Origin of the sequence: Roseobacter sp. MH60115, assembly GCF_015644665.1 — a bacterium.
Taxonomy (GTDB): domain Bacteria; phylum Pseudomonadota; class Alphaproteobacteria; order Rhodobacterales; family Rhodobacteraceae; genus Roseobacter.
Genome location: NZ_JADOBQ010000001.1, coordinates 657,576 through 673,627, shown reverse-complemented (window position 1 = coordinate 673,627; position 16,052 = coordinate 657,576). Strand labels below are relative to the sequence as shown.

Here is a 16,052-nt window from a genome sequence, read left to right as displayed (position 1 = left end):
ACATCATGGCACGTGCTGTTACAAACCAACGCAAGATGATCAACACTGCTGCTGCGTGGATCATCGGTCTGCTGATCTTCTTCCCGATCCTGTGGACGATGCTGACCAGCTTCAAGAGCGAAGCCCAGGCCATCGCCGATCCGCCGATCTTCCTCTTCTTCGACTGGACGACGGAGAACTATTCCACGGTCATGGAGCGGTCGAACTATGGTCGGTTCCTGTGGAACTCGATCTTCATCGCGGGGGGCTCAACGATCCTGGGGATCATCATCGCGATCCCTGCCGCCTGGAGCATGGCCTTCGTGCCGTCCAAGCGCACCAAGGACATCCTGCTCTGGATGCTGTCCACCAAGATGTTGCCGGCGGTGGGCGTGCTCTATCCGATCTACCTGCTCTTCATCCAGTTTGGCCTCTTGGACAACGTCTATGGGCTGACCTTCGTGCTGATGCTGATCAACCTGCCGATCATCGTGTGGATGCTTTATACCTATTTTCGCGAAATTCCGGGGGAAATCCTGGAGGCGGCACGGATGGACGGCGCCACCCTGCGCGACGAAATCCTCTATGTGCTGACGCCGATGGCCATTCCGGGCATTGCCTCCACGCTGCTGTTGAATTTCATCCTGGCGTGGAACGAAGCCTTCTGGACGCTCAACCTGACGGCTGCCAAGGCAGCGCCGCTCACGGCCTTCATCGCCAGCTATTCCAGCCCCGAAGGCCTCTTTTACGCCAAGCTCTCCGCTGCCTCGACGATGGCCATTGCACCCATCCTCATCCTCGGCTGGTTCAGCCAGAAACAACTCGTACGCGGCCTCACCTTCGGCGCGGTCAAATAAGGAACGATATCATGGGACAGATTACGCTTGAAAAAGTCACCAAGAGTTTCGGCGATGTCGAGGTGATCCCGCCGCTGGACCTGACCATTCAGGATGGCGAGTTCACGGTCTTTGTCGGCCCCTCGGGCTGTGGCAAGTCCACCTTGCTCCGGCTGATCGCGGGGCTGGAGGATATCACATCCGGCCAGATCAGCATCGATGGCAGTGACGCCACCGATATCCCGCCCGCCAAACGCGGGCTGGCGATGGTGTTCCAATCCTACGCGCTTTATCCGCATATGTCGGTGCGCAAGAACATCGCCTTTCCGATGCGGATGGCCAAGATGGACCAGGCAGAGCAGGATCGGCGCATCGAGCAGGCCGCCGCAGCGTTGAACCTCACGGATTATCTCGACCGGCGCCCCGGTCAGCTGTCGGGCGGTCAACGCCAGCGGGTCGCCATCGGGCGCGCCATCGTGCGCGAACCCGCGGCCTTCCTCTTTGACGAGCCGCTGTCGAACCTTGATGCGGCGCTGCGCGTCGGCATGCGCATGGAAATCAGCGAGCTGCACAAGAAGCTGGCCACCACAATGATCTATGTGACCCACGATCAGGTCGAGGCGATGACCATGGCCGACAAGATCGTGGTTCTGCGGGCCGGGCATATCGAGCAGGTGGGCTCCCCACTGGAGCTCTACCGTGAACCCCGTAACACCTTTGTTGCGGGGTTCATCGGATCGCCGAAAATGAACCTGATAGACGGTGAAGAAGCCGCGAAATACGGCGCGCATACACTTGGTGTCCGCCCCGAGCACATTGATGTCTCGGCCACGGAAGGCCCATGGCACGGCAAGGTGGGCGTGGCGGAACATCTCGGCTCGGATACCTTTTTCCACGTCCATCAGACGGGTCTGGCAGAGACCATCACCGTGCGCGCGGCAGGGGAGGTCAGCTTCCGCCATGGCGATTCCATCTACATGACGCCCCGCGCCGAGCAGATGCACCGGTTTGACGACAAGGGATTGCGGATTGCATGATGCGGCTTGAAGGAAAAACGGCCCTGATCACCGGGGCCGCGCGCGGGATCGGTCTTGCCTTTGCACAGGCCTATGTGCGCGAGGGCGCGCAGGTCGCGATTGCCGATATCGACATGGCCCGCGCCCAGCAAGCCGCCGATGATCTGGGCGCCGCCGCCATCGCGGTAGAGATGGACATCACCGATCAGGCCAGCATCGACCGCGCCATCGCCGAGACCGTGCAGCAGCTCGGCCAGATCGACATTCTGATCAACAATGCCGCACTTTTCACCGCCAGCCCCATCACCGAGATCACGCGCGACGACTACGCCCGCGTCTTCGACATCAATGTGGGCGGCACCCTCTTCACCCTGCAGGCGGCGGCGAAACACATGATCGCACGCGGCGGGGGCGGCAAGATCATCAATATGGCGAGCCAAGCCGGACGGCGCGGCGAACCGCTCGTCGCGGTCTACTGCGCCACCAAGGCCGCCGTGATCAGCCTGACGCAATCCGCAGGCCTCAACCTGATCGAGCACGGCATCAACGTGAACGCCATCTCTCCCGGTGTGGTCGACGGCGAGCACTGGGACGGGGTCGATGCGTTTTTCGCAAAACATGAAAACAAGGCGCCCGGACAGAAAAAGAAAGAAGTGGGCGAGGCCGTGCCCTACGGACGGATGGGCACCGCCGAGGACCTGACCGGCATGGCGGTCTTTCTGGCCAGCAACGAAGCCGATTATGTCGTGGCGCAGACCTACAATGTGGATGGCGGCCAATGGATGAGCTGATCCGCCTTTCGAATAATGCGCTGGCCCGGCTGCCGGACACCGTACGGGTGCCTGCCTACGATCGCGGCGCCCTTACCCCCGGCATCGTGCATATCGGGCTGGGCAATTTCCACCGGGCGCATCAGGCGTGGTATCTGCACCGTCTTTTCGATGCGGGGCTGTGTCACGACTGGGCGATCATCGGCGCCGGTGTGCGGCCGCAGGATGCGGTGCAGCGCGACAAACTGCTGGAGCAGGATTGCCTGACGACCCTGATGGAGCTTGACCCGAAAGGCAGTGCTGCAGAGGTCACAGGCTCGATGATCGGATATCTCCCGGTGGAACCCGGACATGCGCCGCTCATTGCGCAGATGGCGGATCCGGCCATCCGCATCGTGGCCCTGACGGTCACCGAAGGCGGCTATTACATCGACCCGGCCAGCGGCGGGTTCGACGCAGGCCACCCCGACATTCAACATGACGCCGCCTACCCTGGGACGCCGCGCACGGCCTTTGGCGCCATGATCGCGGCTCTGCGGCAGCGCCGGGAGGCGGGCATCGGGCCGTTCACTGGACAATGCTGCGACAACCTGCAGGGCAATGGCGATATCCTGCGCCAGACGGTGGTGTCACTGGCCCGGCTGTCCGATGCGGATTTGGCGGACTGGATTGACGAGACCTGCAGTTTCCCCAATTCAATGGTGGACTGCATCGTGCCTGCCACGGGGCCAAAAGAGATCGCGCTGGTGCAGGGTATCGGTATCGACGACCGGGCACCCGTTACACATGAGACCTTTCGTCAGTGGGTGATCGAGGATGATTTCTGCGCGGGCCGCCCGGATTGGGACAAGGTCGGCGCCACCTTCACCAGCGACGTACACAGCTATGAGGCGATGAAGATCCGCATTCTGAACGCCGGGCACCAGATCCTTGCAAATGCAGGCGAAATCATGGGGTTGGAAACAATTGCCGACTGTATGGCCCATCCGCAGATCAGCGCGTTTTTTCGCAAGGTTCAGACCGAGGAGATTGCCCCGCATGTGCCCGCTGTCCCCGGCATGACGGCGGCAAGCTATGTTGATCTGATCGAACGGCGCTTTGCCAATCCCATGATCGTGGACACCACCCGGCGCGTGGCCTTTGACGGCTCGTCGCGGCATACCGGCTTTGTGCTGCCCACGGTGCGCACCGCCCTTGACGCAGGGACCGGTATCGATGGGCTGGCACTGGTCGAGGCGCTCTGGGCGCGGATGTGCGAGGGCACGCGCGAGAACGGCACCGTAATCAGCCCGAATGATCCCCACTGGTCGCTGCTTGCGGAGGCGGCCAAGGCCGCGCGCACGCGGCCTGCTGCATGGCTGGAACAACGCCAGTTTTACGGGGACCTGAGCAGCGACGCCCGCTTTGCGACCACCTTCGACCGTTGGCTCGAAGCTCTTTGGTCGCAGGGCTGTGCGGCCACGCTCAACACCTACATCAGTGCAGGCACAATGGCCGCCCGCGCCTAGGCGGGCTGGCCATTTTGCGATCCGATCAGGCCTCTTGCGCGACTTTCCTGTGTTTGAACATGCGGCGCAGGGCGACGTAAAAGACCGGGGTGAGGAACAGCCCCAGGAAGGTCACACCCGACATCCCGAAGAAAACAGCCGTCCCCAGTGCCTGCCGCATCTCGGCACCCGGGCCGGAGGCGATCATCAGCGGGATCACCCCGAGGATGAAGGCAAAGGCGGTCATCAGGATCGGACGGAACCGCAGGCGGCTCGCCTCAAGCGCGGCCTCGACCGGGTCCAGCCCGCGTTCCTCCTGCGCCTGTTTGGCAAACTCCACGATCATGATCGCGTTTTTCGCCGCAAGGCCCACCAGCACGATCAACCCCACCTGTGTCAGAATGTTGTTGTCCATGCCGCGATAGAGAACCCCGAGAAGCGCGCCCAGGATCGATAGCGGCACAATCAGGATGATAGCGACCGGCAGGACCCAGCTCTCGTAAAGCGCCGCGAGGAACAGGAAGGCAAAGAGGACCGAAAAGGCAAAGATATAGGCCGCGGTATTGCCCTGGTTGCGTTCCTGCAGCGCCAGTTCGGTCCACTCGAAATCAACGCCGGGCGGCATGATCGATTGCGCCAGTTCCTCCATCGCGATCAACGCGTCCCCGGTCGAGACCCCCGGTGCGGCAGAACCCTGAACGGGCACCGAAACCTGCTGGTTGTAGCGCTGCACCAGCGCGGGCCCTGCCGTCTCGCGGATGGAGACAAGCGTGCCCAGCGGCACCAGAGCGCCGGTGGCGGATCGCACACGCAGGGTGGAGATGTCCTCCTCCTCCAGCCGGAACCGTTCATCGGCCTGCGCCCGCACCTGAAACAGACGACCGAAGGCGTTGAAATCATTCACGTAGGACGAGCCGAGATTGATCGCGAGGGTCTCAAAGATCGACCCGATGGGCACGTTCAGCATCTGCGCCCGCACCCGGTCAATCTCCAGGAACACCTGCGGTGAGGAGGCGGAGAAGGTGGTGAACAGCCCCTGCACCTGATCAGACTGCTGCGAGGCGCCCATGATCGCATAGGCCGAGCCCAGAACGCGGGACATATCCGCGCTTTCGTTCTCCTTGAACTGCAGCTTGAACCCGCCGCCATTGCCCACACCGCTGACAGCGGGCGGAGCGATGGCGATGATGAAAGCCTCGCGCAGGCTTTGCATGCGGCCAAAGAGCTGGCCGATGATCATGCCCGCCGTGGTGCCGCTTTTCGCCCGGTCCTCGAAGCTTTCAAAGGTGGTGAAGATCACCCCCTGATTGGTTGCATTCGTGAAAGTGGCCCCGGAGAAGCCCGCAAAGGCAACGGCGTTTGTCACACCGGGCGTGCTCAGGGCGACCTCCGTTGCCTGTTTCATCACCTCGTCCGTGCGCTCCAGCGACGCGCCATCCGGCAATTGCACAACGACGATGGCATAGCCCTGGTCCGCCTCCGGGATGAAGCCAGTGGGGACTTGCTCATTGACCAGATAGGTGGCGCCCAAAAGGCCCACGAAGACCGCCAGCGACAGGAAGATCATCGCCGTGGAGCTCACCAGCAGCCGTACCACGCGGGTGTATCCGCGCGTCACGGCATCAAAGCCGCGATTGAACCCGCGCGACAGGGGCCCGGTGATCCGCGCCAGCGGACTGGGCCGTTCTGACGCATCCTTGGATTTCAGCAGGATGGCCGCCATGGCAGGCGAGAGGCTCAGCGAGTTGATCGAGGAAATGATCGTCGCCACGGAGATGGTCACGGCAAACTGCGTGTAGAACTGCCCGGTGATCCCCGGCACAAAGGCCGAGGGCACAAAGACCGCGATCAGCACCAGCGTGGTGCCAATGATCGCCCCCTGCACTTCGTCCATCGTGCGGGCGGAGGCATCGCGCGGACTCATCCCGTCCGCGATGTTGCGCTCCACGTTCTCGACAACCACGATGGCGTCATCCACGACGATGCCGATGGCCAGGATCAGACCAAAGAGCGTGAGCAGATTGAGCGTGTACCCCAGCGCCAGCATCACCGCAAAGGTGCCGATCAACGAGACCGGGATGGCCAGAAGCGGGATCAGCGCCGTGCGCCAGTTCTGCAGGAAGACGACGATCACAATGACGACCAGCAGCACCGCTTCGAAGATTGTCTTGTAGACGGCGTTCACAGAGGCAGCGATGAACTCGGTCGGGTTGTAGACCACCTGGTATTCAAGACCCGCGGGGAAGTCTTCGGAAAGCTCCTCCATGACCGAGATGATCTCATCCGCAGAGGCCAAGGCGTTTGATCCCGGGCGTTGGAAAATCCCCAGCGCGACCGCCGGTTTGTTGTTCAGATAGCTATTCGTGATGTAGGACCGTGCCCCGATTTCAACGCGCGCCACATCGCGGACCCGGACCACCCGGCCCTCTTCCGAGGCGCGCACGATGACCCGCCCGAATTCACGCGGCGTCTGCAGGCGTCCTTGCGTGGTGATCGCAACCTGAAAGGCGCTGTCGCTGGCGTTCGGCGGCGCGCCCAGCGAGCCACCCGACACCTGCACGTTCTGCTCGCGCAGCGCATCGACCACGTCGCCCGCCGTCAGGCCCAGCGAGGCGAGCTTGTCCGGGTCGAGCCACACGCGGGCGGAGAATTCCCGCTCTCCGAAAATGATCAGATCGCCAACCCCGTCCAGCCGGACCAGCCTGTCCCGCACCCGCGACCGCGCGTAATTCGACACATAGAGCTGATCAAAGCTTTCATCCGGCGACAACATGTGCACGACCATCATCAGGTCGGGGGAGGATTTGGTGGTCGTCACCCCAAGGGACCGCACCTCCTGTGGCAGACGCGGCTCGGCAATGGCCACGCGGTTCTGCACAAGCACCTGTGCGGCATCCAGATCGGTGCCCAACTCGAAGGTGATCGTCAGGCTCATCGCGCCATCGGCTGTCGAATAGGACGACAGGTAGAGCATGTTCTCGACGCCGTTGATCTCCTGCTCCAGCGGCGTCGCGACAGTGGCCGCCACCGTCGCCGCATCCGCGCCCGGATAGTTGGCGCGCACGACAATCGAGGGTGGCGCGATCTGCGGGTATTGCTCAATCGGCAACTGGAAGTAGGAGACGATGCCGACAATGGTCAGCAGGATCGATATCACCGCGGCGAAGATCGGGCGGCTGACGAAAAAGCGGCCCATCTCAGTTTTCCGCGATCAGGGGAAGGTCAACCATTTCAGGCGTTACCACGCTGCCCGGCCGGGCGCGCACGACGCCTTCGACCACGATTGTCTCAGAGCCATCAAGCCCGTCGCGGATCACCCGGTAGCCATCAATGCGCGGCCCGGGGCGGACCTCCAGCGGGATCACATTGCCCTCGCCATCGACGCTCATCACCAGCCGGCGGTTCTGATCGGCCACGATGGCCTCATCGGGCAGCAACACCCCCTCATAGGGCAGCGAGCCGGGCACATTCACCCGCCCAAAGAGCCCCGGCGTGAGCAGTTCATTGGGGTTTTCCAACACCGCCCGGATGCGCATGGTGCCGGTCTCCCGGTCGATCCGGTTCTCAGAGAAGTCCAGATATCCCGACTGCGGCGGAATGCTTTCATCGGAGAGGGTCACCTTGACCTCCAGCCCGCCGCCGCCTTCCTGCAACGACACGCCCCGCGCCCGCGCATCCCGCGCATAGGCTAGGAAATAACGCTCATCGATGTCGAAATAGAAATACACCGGGTCGGAGGCCACAATGGTGGTCAGCACCGTCTCGTTGGCGGAAACCAGATTGCCGGGATCCACCTGACGCCTGTCGATCCGCCCGGCCATGGGTGCGCGAATTTGCGAGTATTCATAATCCAGCTGTGCCAGTTCCAGCGCTGCACGCCCCTGCTCCAGCGCACCTTGTGCCGCAAGGTAAGCCTCGCGCCGCTGATCCACCGTGCTTTGCGGAATATTGCCGTTCTGGATCAGGGACTGCGCCCGTTCGAGCTGCTCTTCGGCGAACTCATATGTCGCCTGGGCAACGTCAATCTGCGCCTGCGCCTGTCGCAACGCGGTATCGAACTGGCGCTGGTCAATCGAGAACAAGAGCTGATCCTGTTCAACCAGGCTGCCATCCTTGAAGTGGACCGTCTCCAGGTATCCCGACACCCGTGCACGCAGCACAACCTCCGACCTGGCTTCGAAACGCCCAACGAATTCGTCGTCCTCGACAATTGTCTTCACGACCGGATGCGCGACCGTAACCGGCGGGGGACCTTGCTGCGCTAGAATTGTCGAGGGACAAACACTGATGCTGAGGGCAAGCAGCATTGCGGTAAAACGTTTCATATTTGGATCCGCCAGATGGATTCTTGCTATCGGCAACTTAAACCGGGATCTACGGATTGAAAGTAAATTTATTTAAATAGTCAGCTCCCCGCTGACAGCACATGTCAGCAGGCCAAAAACGTGATGTCAGCTGCACCCGAAACAAGCACCCGGTGCGGCATGTGCATCTGCCGGGCCGGAGGGCGCGTCGCAGGTCACGCTTTTTCTGAAAAGACGTCCCGCGCGGTGTGCAATCGCAAGTGCCGCATGAAGGCACGGGTGATGCTGGGCACCGGGCCGTGGTCGGGGGTGACAAAGTAGCTGCGGTATTCGATCTGGGACGCAAAGGGACGGAAGACCAGATCATCAGACCGGTATTGAACGATGGGGAACGGGTTCACGATGGTCACGCCGAGACCCTCTTTGACGAGGTCCACGGCGGCGACCGACGTCGATGCCTCCGCCACGATCCGGGGGGTGCTACGGCAGGCGTGTAGCACTTTCTCCAGCTGGGCACGGCGGGCATGGCGGTGAGTCAGGGCAATCAGTGCCTGCCCGTCGAGGTCTTCGGGATGGATCTCTGCGCGCCCGGCCAGGGGGTGATCCGGTCCCATCGCGCAGACGGCCGTGGAAGACCGGTAGGGTGTCAGCTTCACCCCATCGCGGGACAGTTCCACCCCGGTGACGCCGAGGTCAAACCGCTGCTCCAGAATGCCGCGAATGACGTCTTCGGAGGGTGAGACCTCAAGGCTGATAAAAAAATGCGGATTGGTTTTCAGAAAGGTCGCGATGTGATGCACCAGAAAGCGATGCGCGTAGGTCGGGGGCGCGATGATCCGCAGCGATTCCTGCGCCACCTCCGGCGGGCCGTCGATCCGGTCGAGCGCTTCAAACAGCGGATCAAGCCGCCGGTTCATCTGCGCCGCCTCGTTTGTGGGCCGCAGACGGCCACCGTCGCGCTCAAAGAGAATCCGCCCCGTGCGCGCCTCCAGATTGGCGATGGACCGGCTGATCGCGGATTGCGACAGGCCCAGCCGGATCGCCGCCTTCGAGGTCGTGCCGCTTTCCATCAAGGCCCGCAATGCCTGATATTCCGGCAGGCTGTGCCATGTTTTTGTGCCCATTGTGCCCTCTGCGCATTCCTCATTAAGGTATGATATATTATCAAGTCATTGCCTCTGGTCTATGAGAATTACTGACATACAGTGTCTCAGGGTTCCTTGGGGGCAAGACACCGTGACCGATTCCGTGACGCCAGCCATCTTTGATGGCCACAACGACGTGCTGCTCAAACTGCACCGCGCGGGCGGCCTCACGGCAAGCGAAAGCTTTGTCACCGGTCGCGATGGCGCGATCGATCTGCCCACAGCGCAGGCAGGTGGATTTGGCGGCGGCTTCTTCGCGGTCTACGTCCCCTCCCCCGTCGATCTTGACTTCAAGTTCGAAGAAATGAGCAAGCCCAGGTATGATCTGCCATTGCCGGAACCCATTGATTGGGAAGACGCTTTTCCGGTTGTGATGGCGCAGGCCGCGATCCTTTTTGATCTGGAAAAGCGGGGCGCCTTGACGGTGTGCCGGACGGCGCATGAGATCGAAAGCGCACTTGCCGATGGCCAGATTGCCGCGATCTTTCACATTGAAGGGGCCGAGGCGATTGACCCTGATCTGCACACGCTGGAGGTGCTCTATCAGGCGGGTTTGCGCTCGATCGGCCCTGTCTGGAGCCGTGAAACCATCTTTGGGCACGGCGTGCCCTTCCGCTATCCCAGCGCGCCCGACACCGGCGATGGCCTGACCGACCATGGTCTGCGCCTCGTAAAACGGTGCAACGAGCTTGGCATCATGGTAGACCTGTCGCATCTGAACGAGGCCGGGTTCTGGGACGTGGCGCGGCATTCCACCAAACCGCTGGTGGCAACCCATTCCAATGCGCATGCGATCTGCCCGCACAGCCGGAACCTGACGGACAAGCAACTGGCCGCGATCCGCGAGAGCGATGGGATGGTCGGTCTGAATTTCGCCGTCGCCTTTTTGCGGGACGATGGCCGCATGCTGGCGGATGTGCCGCTGGCGCAAATGCTGAAACATCTCGATCACCTGATCGAGCATCTGGGCGAAGACCGCGTGGGCTTTGGATCGGATTACGACGGGGCCGTTGTGCCAGAGGAGCTTACCTCTTGTGCAGCGTTGCCTCAATTGAGGCAAGCGATGACAAAGCACGGCTATGACGATGCTTTGATCACCAAGCTTTGCCACAAGAACTGGCTGCGTGTGCTTAAGAAAACATGGGGGACATAACCCCGGATGCCACGCGCAAAAATAACGGAAACGAAACAGGAGAGGTACTCAAAATGAATGCATTCAACAGACTACTGACAAGCGTGGCGATTGGCCTGGCGGTCAGCGTGACGTCGTTCTCGGCGGTGGCCGAGACACCGGCGAACATGCTGGTGATCGCGCACCGGATCGATGACGTCACAACCGTCGACCCCGCGGAGAGCTTTGAATTTGCGGGCTCCGACATCAGCCGCAATGTCTATGGCCGTCTGGTCAATCTCGACCCAAACGACCTTGCGGCGGGCTATAAACCCGATCTGGCCGAAAGCTGGGACGTCTCGGAGGACGGCAAGACCATCACCTTCACCATGCGCGAAGGCGTGACATTCCATTCCGGCAATCCGGTGCGGGCCGAGGACGCGGCCTTCTCGCTGCAACGTGCGGTGATCCTGAACAAGACGCCTGCGTTCATTCTGACGCAGTTCGGTTTCACACCCGAGAACGCGGCTGAAACCATCCGCGCCGAAGGCAACAAGTTGATCATCACGACGGACAAGAAATACGCGACCTCCTTCGTGCTGAACTGTCTGACCGCGACCATCGGCGGCATCGTCGACAAAGAAGTCGTGATGGCTAATGAAGTCGATGGCGACATGGGCAACACCTGGCTGAAAACTAATTCCGCAGGTTCCGGTCCCTACAAGCTGGACAGCTGGAAGCCGAATGAGAGCGTCACGCTGTCGTCGAACCCCGACTACTATGGCGGTGCGCCCGCGATGGAACGCGTGATCGTGCGCCACGTGATTGAAAGCGCCTCCCAGCGTCTGCTGCTGGAACGTGGTGACATCGATATCGCGCGCAACCTGAACCCCGAAGACATTGCTGGGGCGTCTGCCGCCGATGGCGTGAAGATCGCGGATGAGCTGAAAGGGCGTCTGATGTATCTGGCGCTGAACCAGAAACACCCGGAGCTTTCCAAGCCGGAAGTGCGCCAGGCATTCAAGTATCTGGTCGACTATGAAGGCATGAAGAACAGCTTTCTGAGCGGTCAGTACACGATCCACCAGAACTTCCTGCCCGCCACCTATCTGGGCGCGTCCGAGGAAAACCCCTTCTCCTACAACATCGAAAAAGCCAAGGAACTGCTGGCCGCCGCCGGTGTCGAAGGGCTTGAGGTCGAAATCGGCGTGCGTGAAGCGCAGGAGCGCATCGAGATCGGACAATCCTTCCAGAATGCCGCAGCACAGGCGGGCATCAAGGTCAATATCACTGTCGGCACGGCCAAACAGATCCTCGCGCGGTACCGTGCACGGGAACTGGATGTCTATCTCGGCGCCTGGGGACCGGACTATCCTGACCCGCAGACCAACGCAGGCACCTTTGCCTATAACCCGGACAACTCCGACGAGGCCAATGCCACGGGTCTTCTGGCATGGCGCAACAGTTGGGATACCGGCGGCCTGACCGAGAAGGTTGCCGCAGCCGTCACAGAAGGCGACCGTGACAAGCGGGTGCAGATGTATCTGGATATCCAGGCGGAGTTCCGCGAGACCTCGCCCTTCGTGGTGATGTTCCAGCAGATCGAACAATCCGCCCTGCGCGATAACGTGACGGATTGGTCAACCGGTCAGGCGGTCACCTCCGCAGCCTACTGGCAGGTCACCAAGTAAATGGCCCTCACCGAGGACAACAACCGGAGGCGCCCCCAGCGGGCGCCTCTGTCAGAGCAGCTTTGGCCCATTGCCAGGACCACACTGCTGACGCTTGGTTCCATCGCAGTGACCCTGCTGGGGCTGCTTTTCATTACCTTCATCATCGGGCGGGTCATGCCGATCGACCCTGTTCTGGCCATCGTGGGCGAACGTGCATCGCAATCGACCTATGATGCGGTCTACCAACAGCTTGGTCTCGACAAACCGCTTCTGGTGCAATTCCTCTATTACATCTGGGACGTGCTACATCTGGATTTCGGCACCTCCCTGCTGAACGCGCGGCCCGTCTCCGAGGACATCGCCCGCGTCTTCCCTGCAACGCTGGAACTGGCGACGCTTGGTATTATCTTCGGCATCGTTCTGGGCGTGCCACTGGGCGTGCTCGCCGCAGTGCGCAAAGGCTCCTGGATCGACCAGATCGCCCGCGTTGTGGCGCTTGTGGGATACTCCATGCCGATCTTCTGGCTGGGTCTGATGGGGCTGCTGATCTTTTATGGCATTCTGGGATGGGTCGGCGGGCCAGGCCGTGTCGGCATTTTCTACGTCGATGTGGTGCCCAGCGTCACGGGCCTGATCCTCGTGGACGCCGCGCTCGACGGCAACTGGGACGTCTTCAAGGACGCGTTTTCCCACATCATCCTGCCCGCCTCTCTGCTGGGGTATTTCTCGCTGGCCTACATCAGCCGGATGACGCGCTCCTTCATGCTCGAACAGCTCAGCGCGGAATACATCACCACGGCCCGCGTCAAAGGCATGTCCGAGTGGGATGTGGTCTGGAAACACGCGTTCAAGAACATCCGCGTGCAGTTGATCACCGTCATCGCGCTCAGCTACGCCAACCTGCTGGAAGGCTCCGTGCTGACCGAGATCATCTTTTCCTGGCCGGGCATCGGCAGCTATATCACCACTGCCCTGCTGAGTGCTGATATGAACGCGGTTCTGGGCGGCACCGTGGTTGTCGGGCTGATCTTCATCCTGCTCAATATCTTTTCCGACCTGCTCTATAAGGTCTTCGACCCGAGGGCGAAGTAATGTCTGACACACAAACCCTGCGCCAATGGTTGTTGACTGAAACGCCAACCTCGCGCCGGCACGCCAAACTCTCTGCGCTCTATCAGGGCTGGCTGTCCTTCCGGTCGAACACCATGGCCATGGTCGGCCTGGGCATCCTGATCGCGCTGGTGCTGATCGCCTTTGCCGCCCCGCTGCTGGCACCGCATGATCCCTTCAGCCAGGACCTTGGCAACCGCCTGGCCCCGCTGGGCACCGAGGGGCATGTCTTTGGCACGGACAGTCTCGGGCGCGATATCCTCTCGCGCCTGATCTACGGGGCGCGGATCACCCTTTATATCGTGGCACTGGTGGCGCTGATTGCGCCCGTTGCCGGTCTGCTGGTGGGCACCGTCTCGGGCTATGTCGGCGGGTGGGCTGACGTGGTGCTGATGCGGATTACGGACATCTTTCTGGCCTTTCCCCGCCTCGTGCTGGCACTGGCCTTTGTTGCCGCCCTTGGCGCGGGGATCGAGAACGCCGTGCTGGCGATTTCCCTGACCGCCTGGCCGCCCTATGCGCGGATCGCGCGCGCAGAGACGCTGACCATCCGCTCCTCGGACTACATAAGCGCGATCAAGCTTCAAGGGGCGGGGCCGATCCGGATCATTACCAAACATATCTGGCCGCTCTGTATCTCTTCGCTGATCGTGCGGGTCACACTCGACATGGCGGGCATCATCCTTGCCGCCGCCGGTCTTGGATTTCTGGGTCTTGGTGCACAGCCGCCCAGCCCGGAATGGGGCGCGATGATCTCCGAAGGCCGCCGCTTTATCCTCGATCACTGGTGGGTGGCCACGGTGCCCGGGCTGGCCATTTTCACCGTCTCTCTGGCGTTCAACCTGCTGGGTGACGGGCTGCGCGATGTTCTTGACCCGAAGGCAGGTGAATGATGAGCACACTTCTGGACGTCAAAAACCTCTGGGTGAAATTCCCCTCGCGCCACGGCGTTTTCGACGCGGTGCGCGGGGTATCCTTTACGCTGGGCCGTGAGCGGCTGGGGATCGTGGGCGAAAGCGGGTCGGGCAAGTCCATGACCGGGCGCGCCATTCTGCGCCTGATCCGCCCGCCCGGCATTGTCGAGGCGGATCACATCAACCTCGACGGTGTGGATTTGCTCAGGAAGTCCGAAAAGGACATGCGTGCGGTGCGTGGAGAGCGCATCAGCATGGTGATGCAGGACCCCAAGTTCTCGCTGAACCCGGTGATGACCATCGGCGATCAGATCATCGAAGCCTACCGGCTGCACAGTTCGGCCAGCAAGGCCGAGGCCTACACCAAGTCACTGGAGATGCTGGAGGCGGTGTCGATCCGCGACCCCGAGCGTGTCATGCGCGCCTACCCGCATGAGATGTCGGGCGGCATGGGCCAACGCATCATGATCGCCATGATGCTGATCCCCAATCCCGAGATCCTGATCGCGGATGAACCGACCTCTGCGTTGGATGTCTCGGTGCAGCGGCAGGTGCTCGACATCATGGACAAGCTGGTGAAGGAGCGCGGCATGGGGTTGATCTTCATCAGCCACGATCTCAACCTTGTTGCTGATTTCTGTGACCGGGTGCTGATCATGTATGCCGGTCGCATTGTCGAGGTCTGCGACGCGGACAAGCTGCACGACGCGCAACATCCCTATACCCGCGGGTTACTGAACTCCCTGCCCCGGCTGGACGCGCCACGCGACCGGCTTGAGGTACTGCAGCGCGATCCGGCCTGGTCGGACGCTGAAAGTGTGAGTGGCCGCATATGACGATGCTGGATGTGAACGGGCTGAACGTCTGGTTCGGTAAGAACCGCGACCGCGTCGATGCCGTGAAAGGCGCCAGCTTTCAGGTCGCGGGGGGCGAGAGCTTTGGCCTGGTCGGCGAGAGCGGATCGGGCAAATCAACCATCCTGCGCGCCATCACCGGGCTGGCTCCGGACTGGTCCGGTACCGTCACGGTCAACGGCACCCCCATCACCGGCAAAAAACGCCCGCGCGGGTTCTTCAAGACGGTGCAGATGGTGTTCCAGGACCCCTATGCCTCTCTGCATCCGCGGCACTCCGTCGATCAGGTGCTGGGCGAAACCCTGCATCTGCACGGGTTTGACGATATCGACGGTCGCGTTGCCAAGCTGCTCGACGATGTGGGGCTGGGGCAGAAGTTCCGCTTTCGCTATCCGCACCAGCTATCTGGCGGGCAGCGTCAGCGGGTGGCCATTGCCCGTGCCCTTGCGCCCGAGCCTACGGTCTTGTTGCTGGATGAACCGACATCGGCGCTGGATGTCTCGGTGCAGGCGGAAATCCTGAACCTGCTGGCGGACCTGCGGGCTGACCGGGGCCTGACCTACCTGATGGTGTCTCATGATCTCTCCGTCGTCGGTCACATGTGTGACCGGCTGGCCGTCATGCGCAACGGTGAAATCGTCGAGATACTGGATGTGGCTGCCCTGCGCGCCTCTCAGGCATCGCACCCCTACTCGCAACAGTTGCTGCAGGCATCGCTCTGAAACCATGCCCGCCTCGGGATCGGGTGGTCACCCAGGCCCCGGTCATATCCCGCGTCAGCACCGACAGCCGCCGCAAAGGCACAGACCGGGGGGATCTCTCGAAATGATCCCGGTCCCCTACTGGACAGAAA

Annotated in this window: 13 protein-coding genes; 10 read left to right on the top strand and 3 right to left on the bottom strand. The window is 61.6% G+C overall.

The genetic code is table 11. The features are described 5' to 3' along the window. Positions 1–5: 5 nt before the first annotated feature. From ISX84_RS03180 to ISX84_RS03165, 4 genes are read left to right on the top strand one after another with little or no spacing between them, the layout of a single operon-like run. On the top strand, positions 6–836 hold the full coding sequence (locus tag ISX84_RS03180; RefSeq protein WP_195818862.1) for a carbohydrate ABC transporter permease: 831 nt from the start codon (positions 6–8) through the stop codon (positions 834–836). A gap of 11 nt (positions 837–847) precedes the next feature. Beyond that, a complete protein-coding gene (locus tag ISX84_RS03175; protein WP_195818861.1) occupies positions 848–1,852 on the top strand; it encodes an ABC transporter ATP-binding protein in 1,005 nt (334 codons plus the stop codon). Next, positions 1,849–2,622 carry an L-iditol 2-dehydrogenase gene (locus ISX84_RS03170; protein WP_326838694.1) on the top strand — a complete coding sequence of 258 codons (774 nt, stop codon included), beginning with the start codon at positions 1,849–1,851 and terminating at the stop codon, positions 2,620–2,622. Before ISX84_RS03175 ends, ISX84_RS03170 begins: the two co-directional genes overlap by 4 nt. Then, complete coding sequence (locus ISX84_RS03165) at positions 2,610–4,109, top strand: mannitol dehydrogenase family protein (protein WP_195818859.1); 1,500 nt, start codon at positions 2,610–2,612, stop codon at positions 4,107–4,109. The genes ISX84_RS03170 and ISX84_RS03165 overlap by 13 nt, the downstream gene beginning before the upstream one ends. 25 nt (positions 4,110–4,134) lie before the next feature. On the opposite strand, the gene ISX84_RS03160 is transcribed toward ISX84_RS03165, so the two are convergent. The 3 genes from ISX84_RS03160 to ISX84_RS03150 all read right to left on the bottom strand — a co-directional run bounded on the left by ISX84_RS03160 (position 4,135) and on the right by ISX84_RS03150 (position 9,516). Continuing rightward, on the bottom strand, positions 4,135–7,284 hold the full coding sequence (locus ISX84_RS03160; RefSeq protein WP_195818858.1) for an efflux RND transporter permease subunit: 3,150 nt from the start codon (positions 7,282–7,284) through the stop codon (positions 4,135–4,137). Between the two features lies 1 nt (position 7,285). Then, complete coding sequence (locus tag ISX84_RS03155; RefSeq protein ID WP_195818857.1) at positions 7,286–8,413, bottom strand: efflux RND transporter periplasmic adaptor subunit; 1,128 nt, start codon at positions 8,411–8,413, stop codon at positions 7,286–7,288. Positions 8,414–8,607: 194 nt separating this feature from the next. After that, positions 8,608–9,516 (bottom strand): LysR family transcriptional regulator, encoded by a 909-nt coding sequence (locus ISX84_RS03150; protein ID WP_195818856.1) that lies wholly within the window; start codon positions 9,514–9,516, stop codon positions 8,608–8,610. A 112-nt stretch (positions 9,517–9,628) separates the two neighbouring features. On the opposite strand from ISX84_RS03150, the gene ISX84_RS03145 reads away from it, so the two are divergent. Genes ISX84_RS03145 through ISX84_RS03120 form a run of 6 tightly spaced genes read left to right on the top strand, consistent with a single transcriptional unit; the run spans position 9,629 to position 15,921 of the window. Then, complete coding sequence (locus ISX84_RS03145; RefSeq protein ID WP_326838693.1) at positions 9,629–10,690, top strand: dipeptidase; 1,062 nt, start codon at positions 9,629–9,631, stop codon at positions 10,688–10,690. Positions 10,691–10,743: 53 nt separating this feature from the next. Further along, positions 10,744–12,339, top strand: a complete 1,596-nt coding sequence (locus tag ISX84_RS03140; protein WP_195818854.1) for an ABC transporter substrate-binding protein — start codon at positions 10,744–10,746, stop codon at positions 12,337–12,339. Continuing rightward, positions 12,340–13,413 carry an ABC transporter permease gene (locus ISX84_RS03135; RefSeq protein ID WP_195818853.1) on the top strand — a complete coding sequence of 358 codons (1,074 nt, stop codon included), beginning with the start codon at positions 12,340–12,342 and terminating at the stop codon, positions 13,411–13,413. After that, positions 13,413–14,324 (top strand): ABC transporter permease, encoded by a 912-nt coding sequence (locus ISX84_RS03130; RefSeq protein ID WP_195818852.1) that lies wholly within the window; start codon positions 13,413–13,415, stop codon positions 14,322–14,324. Before ISX84_RS03135 ends, ISX84_RS03130 begins: the two co-directional genes overlap by 1 nt. Continuing rightward, complete coding sequence (locus ISX84_RS03125; RefSeq protein ID WP_195818851.1) at positions 14,324–15,181, top strand: ABC transporter ATP-binding protein; 858 nt, start codon at positions 14,324–14,326, stop codon at positions 15,179–15,181. Before ISX84_RS03130 ends, ISX84_RS03125 begins: the two co-directional genes overlap by 1 nt. Next, complete coding sequence (locus ISX84_RS03120; RefSeq protein ID WP_195818850.1) at positions 15,178–15,921, top strand: ABC transporter ATP-binding protein; 744 nt, start codon at positions 15,178–15,180, stop codon at positions 15,919–15,921. The genes ISX84_RS03125 and ISX84_RS03120 overlap by 4 nt, the downstream gene beginning before the upstream one ends. The last annotated feature ends 131 nt before the right edge of the window (positions 15,922–16,052 follow it).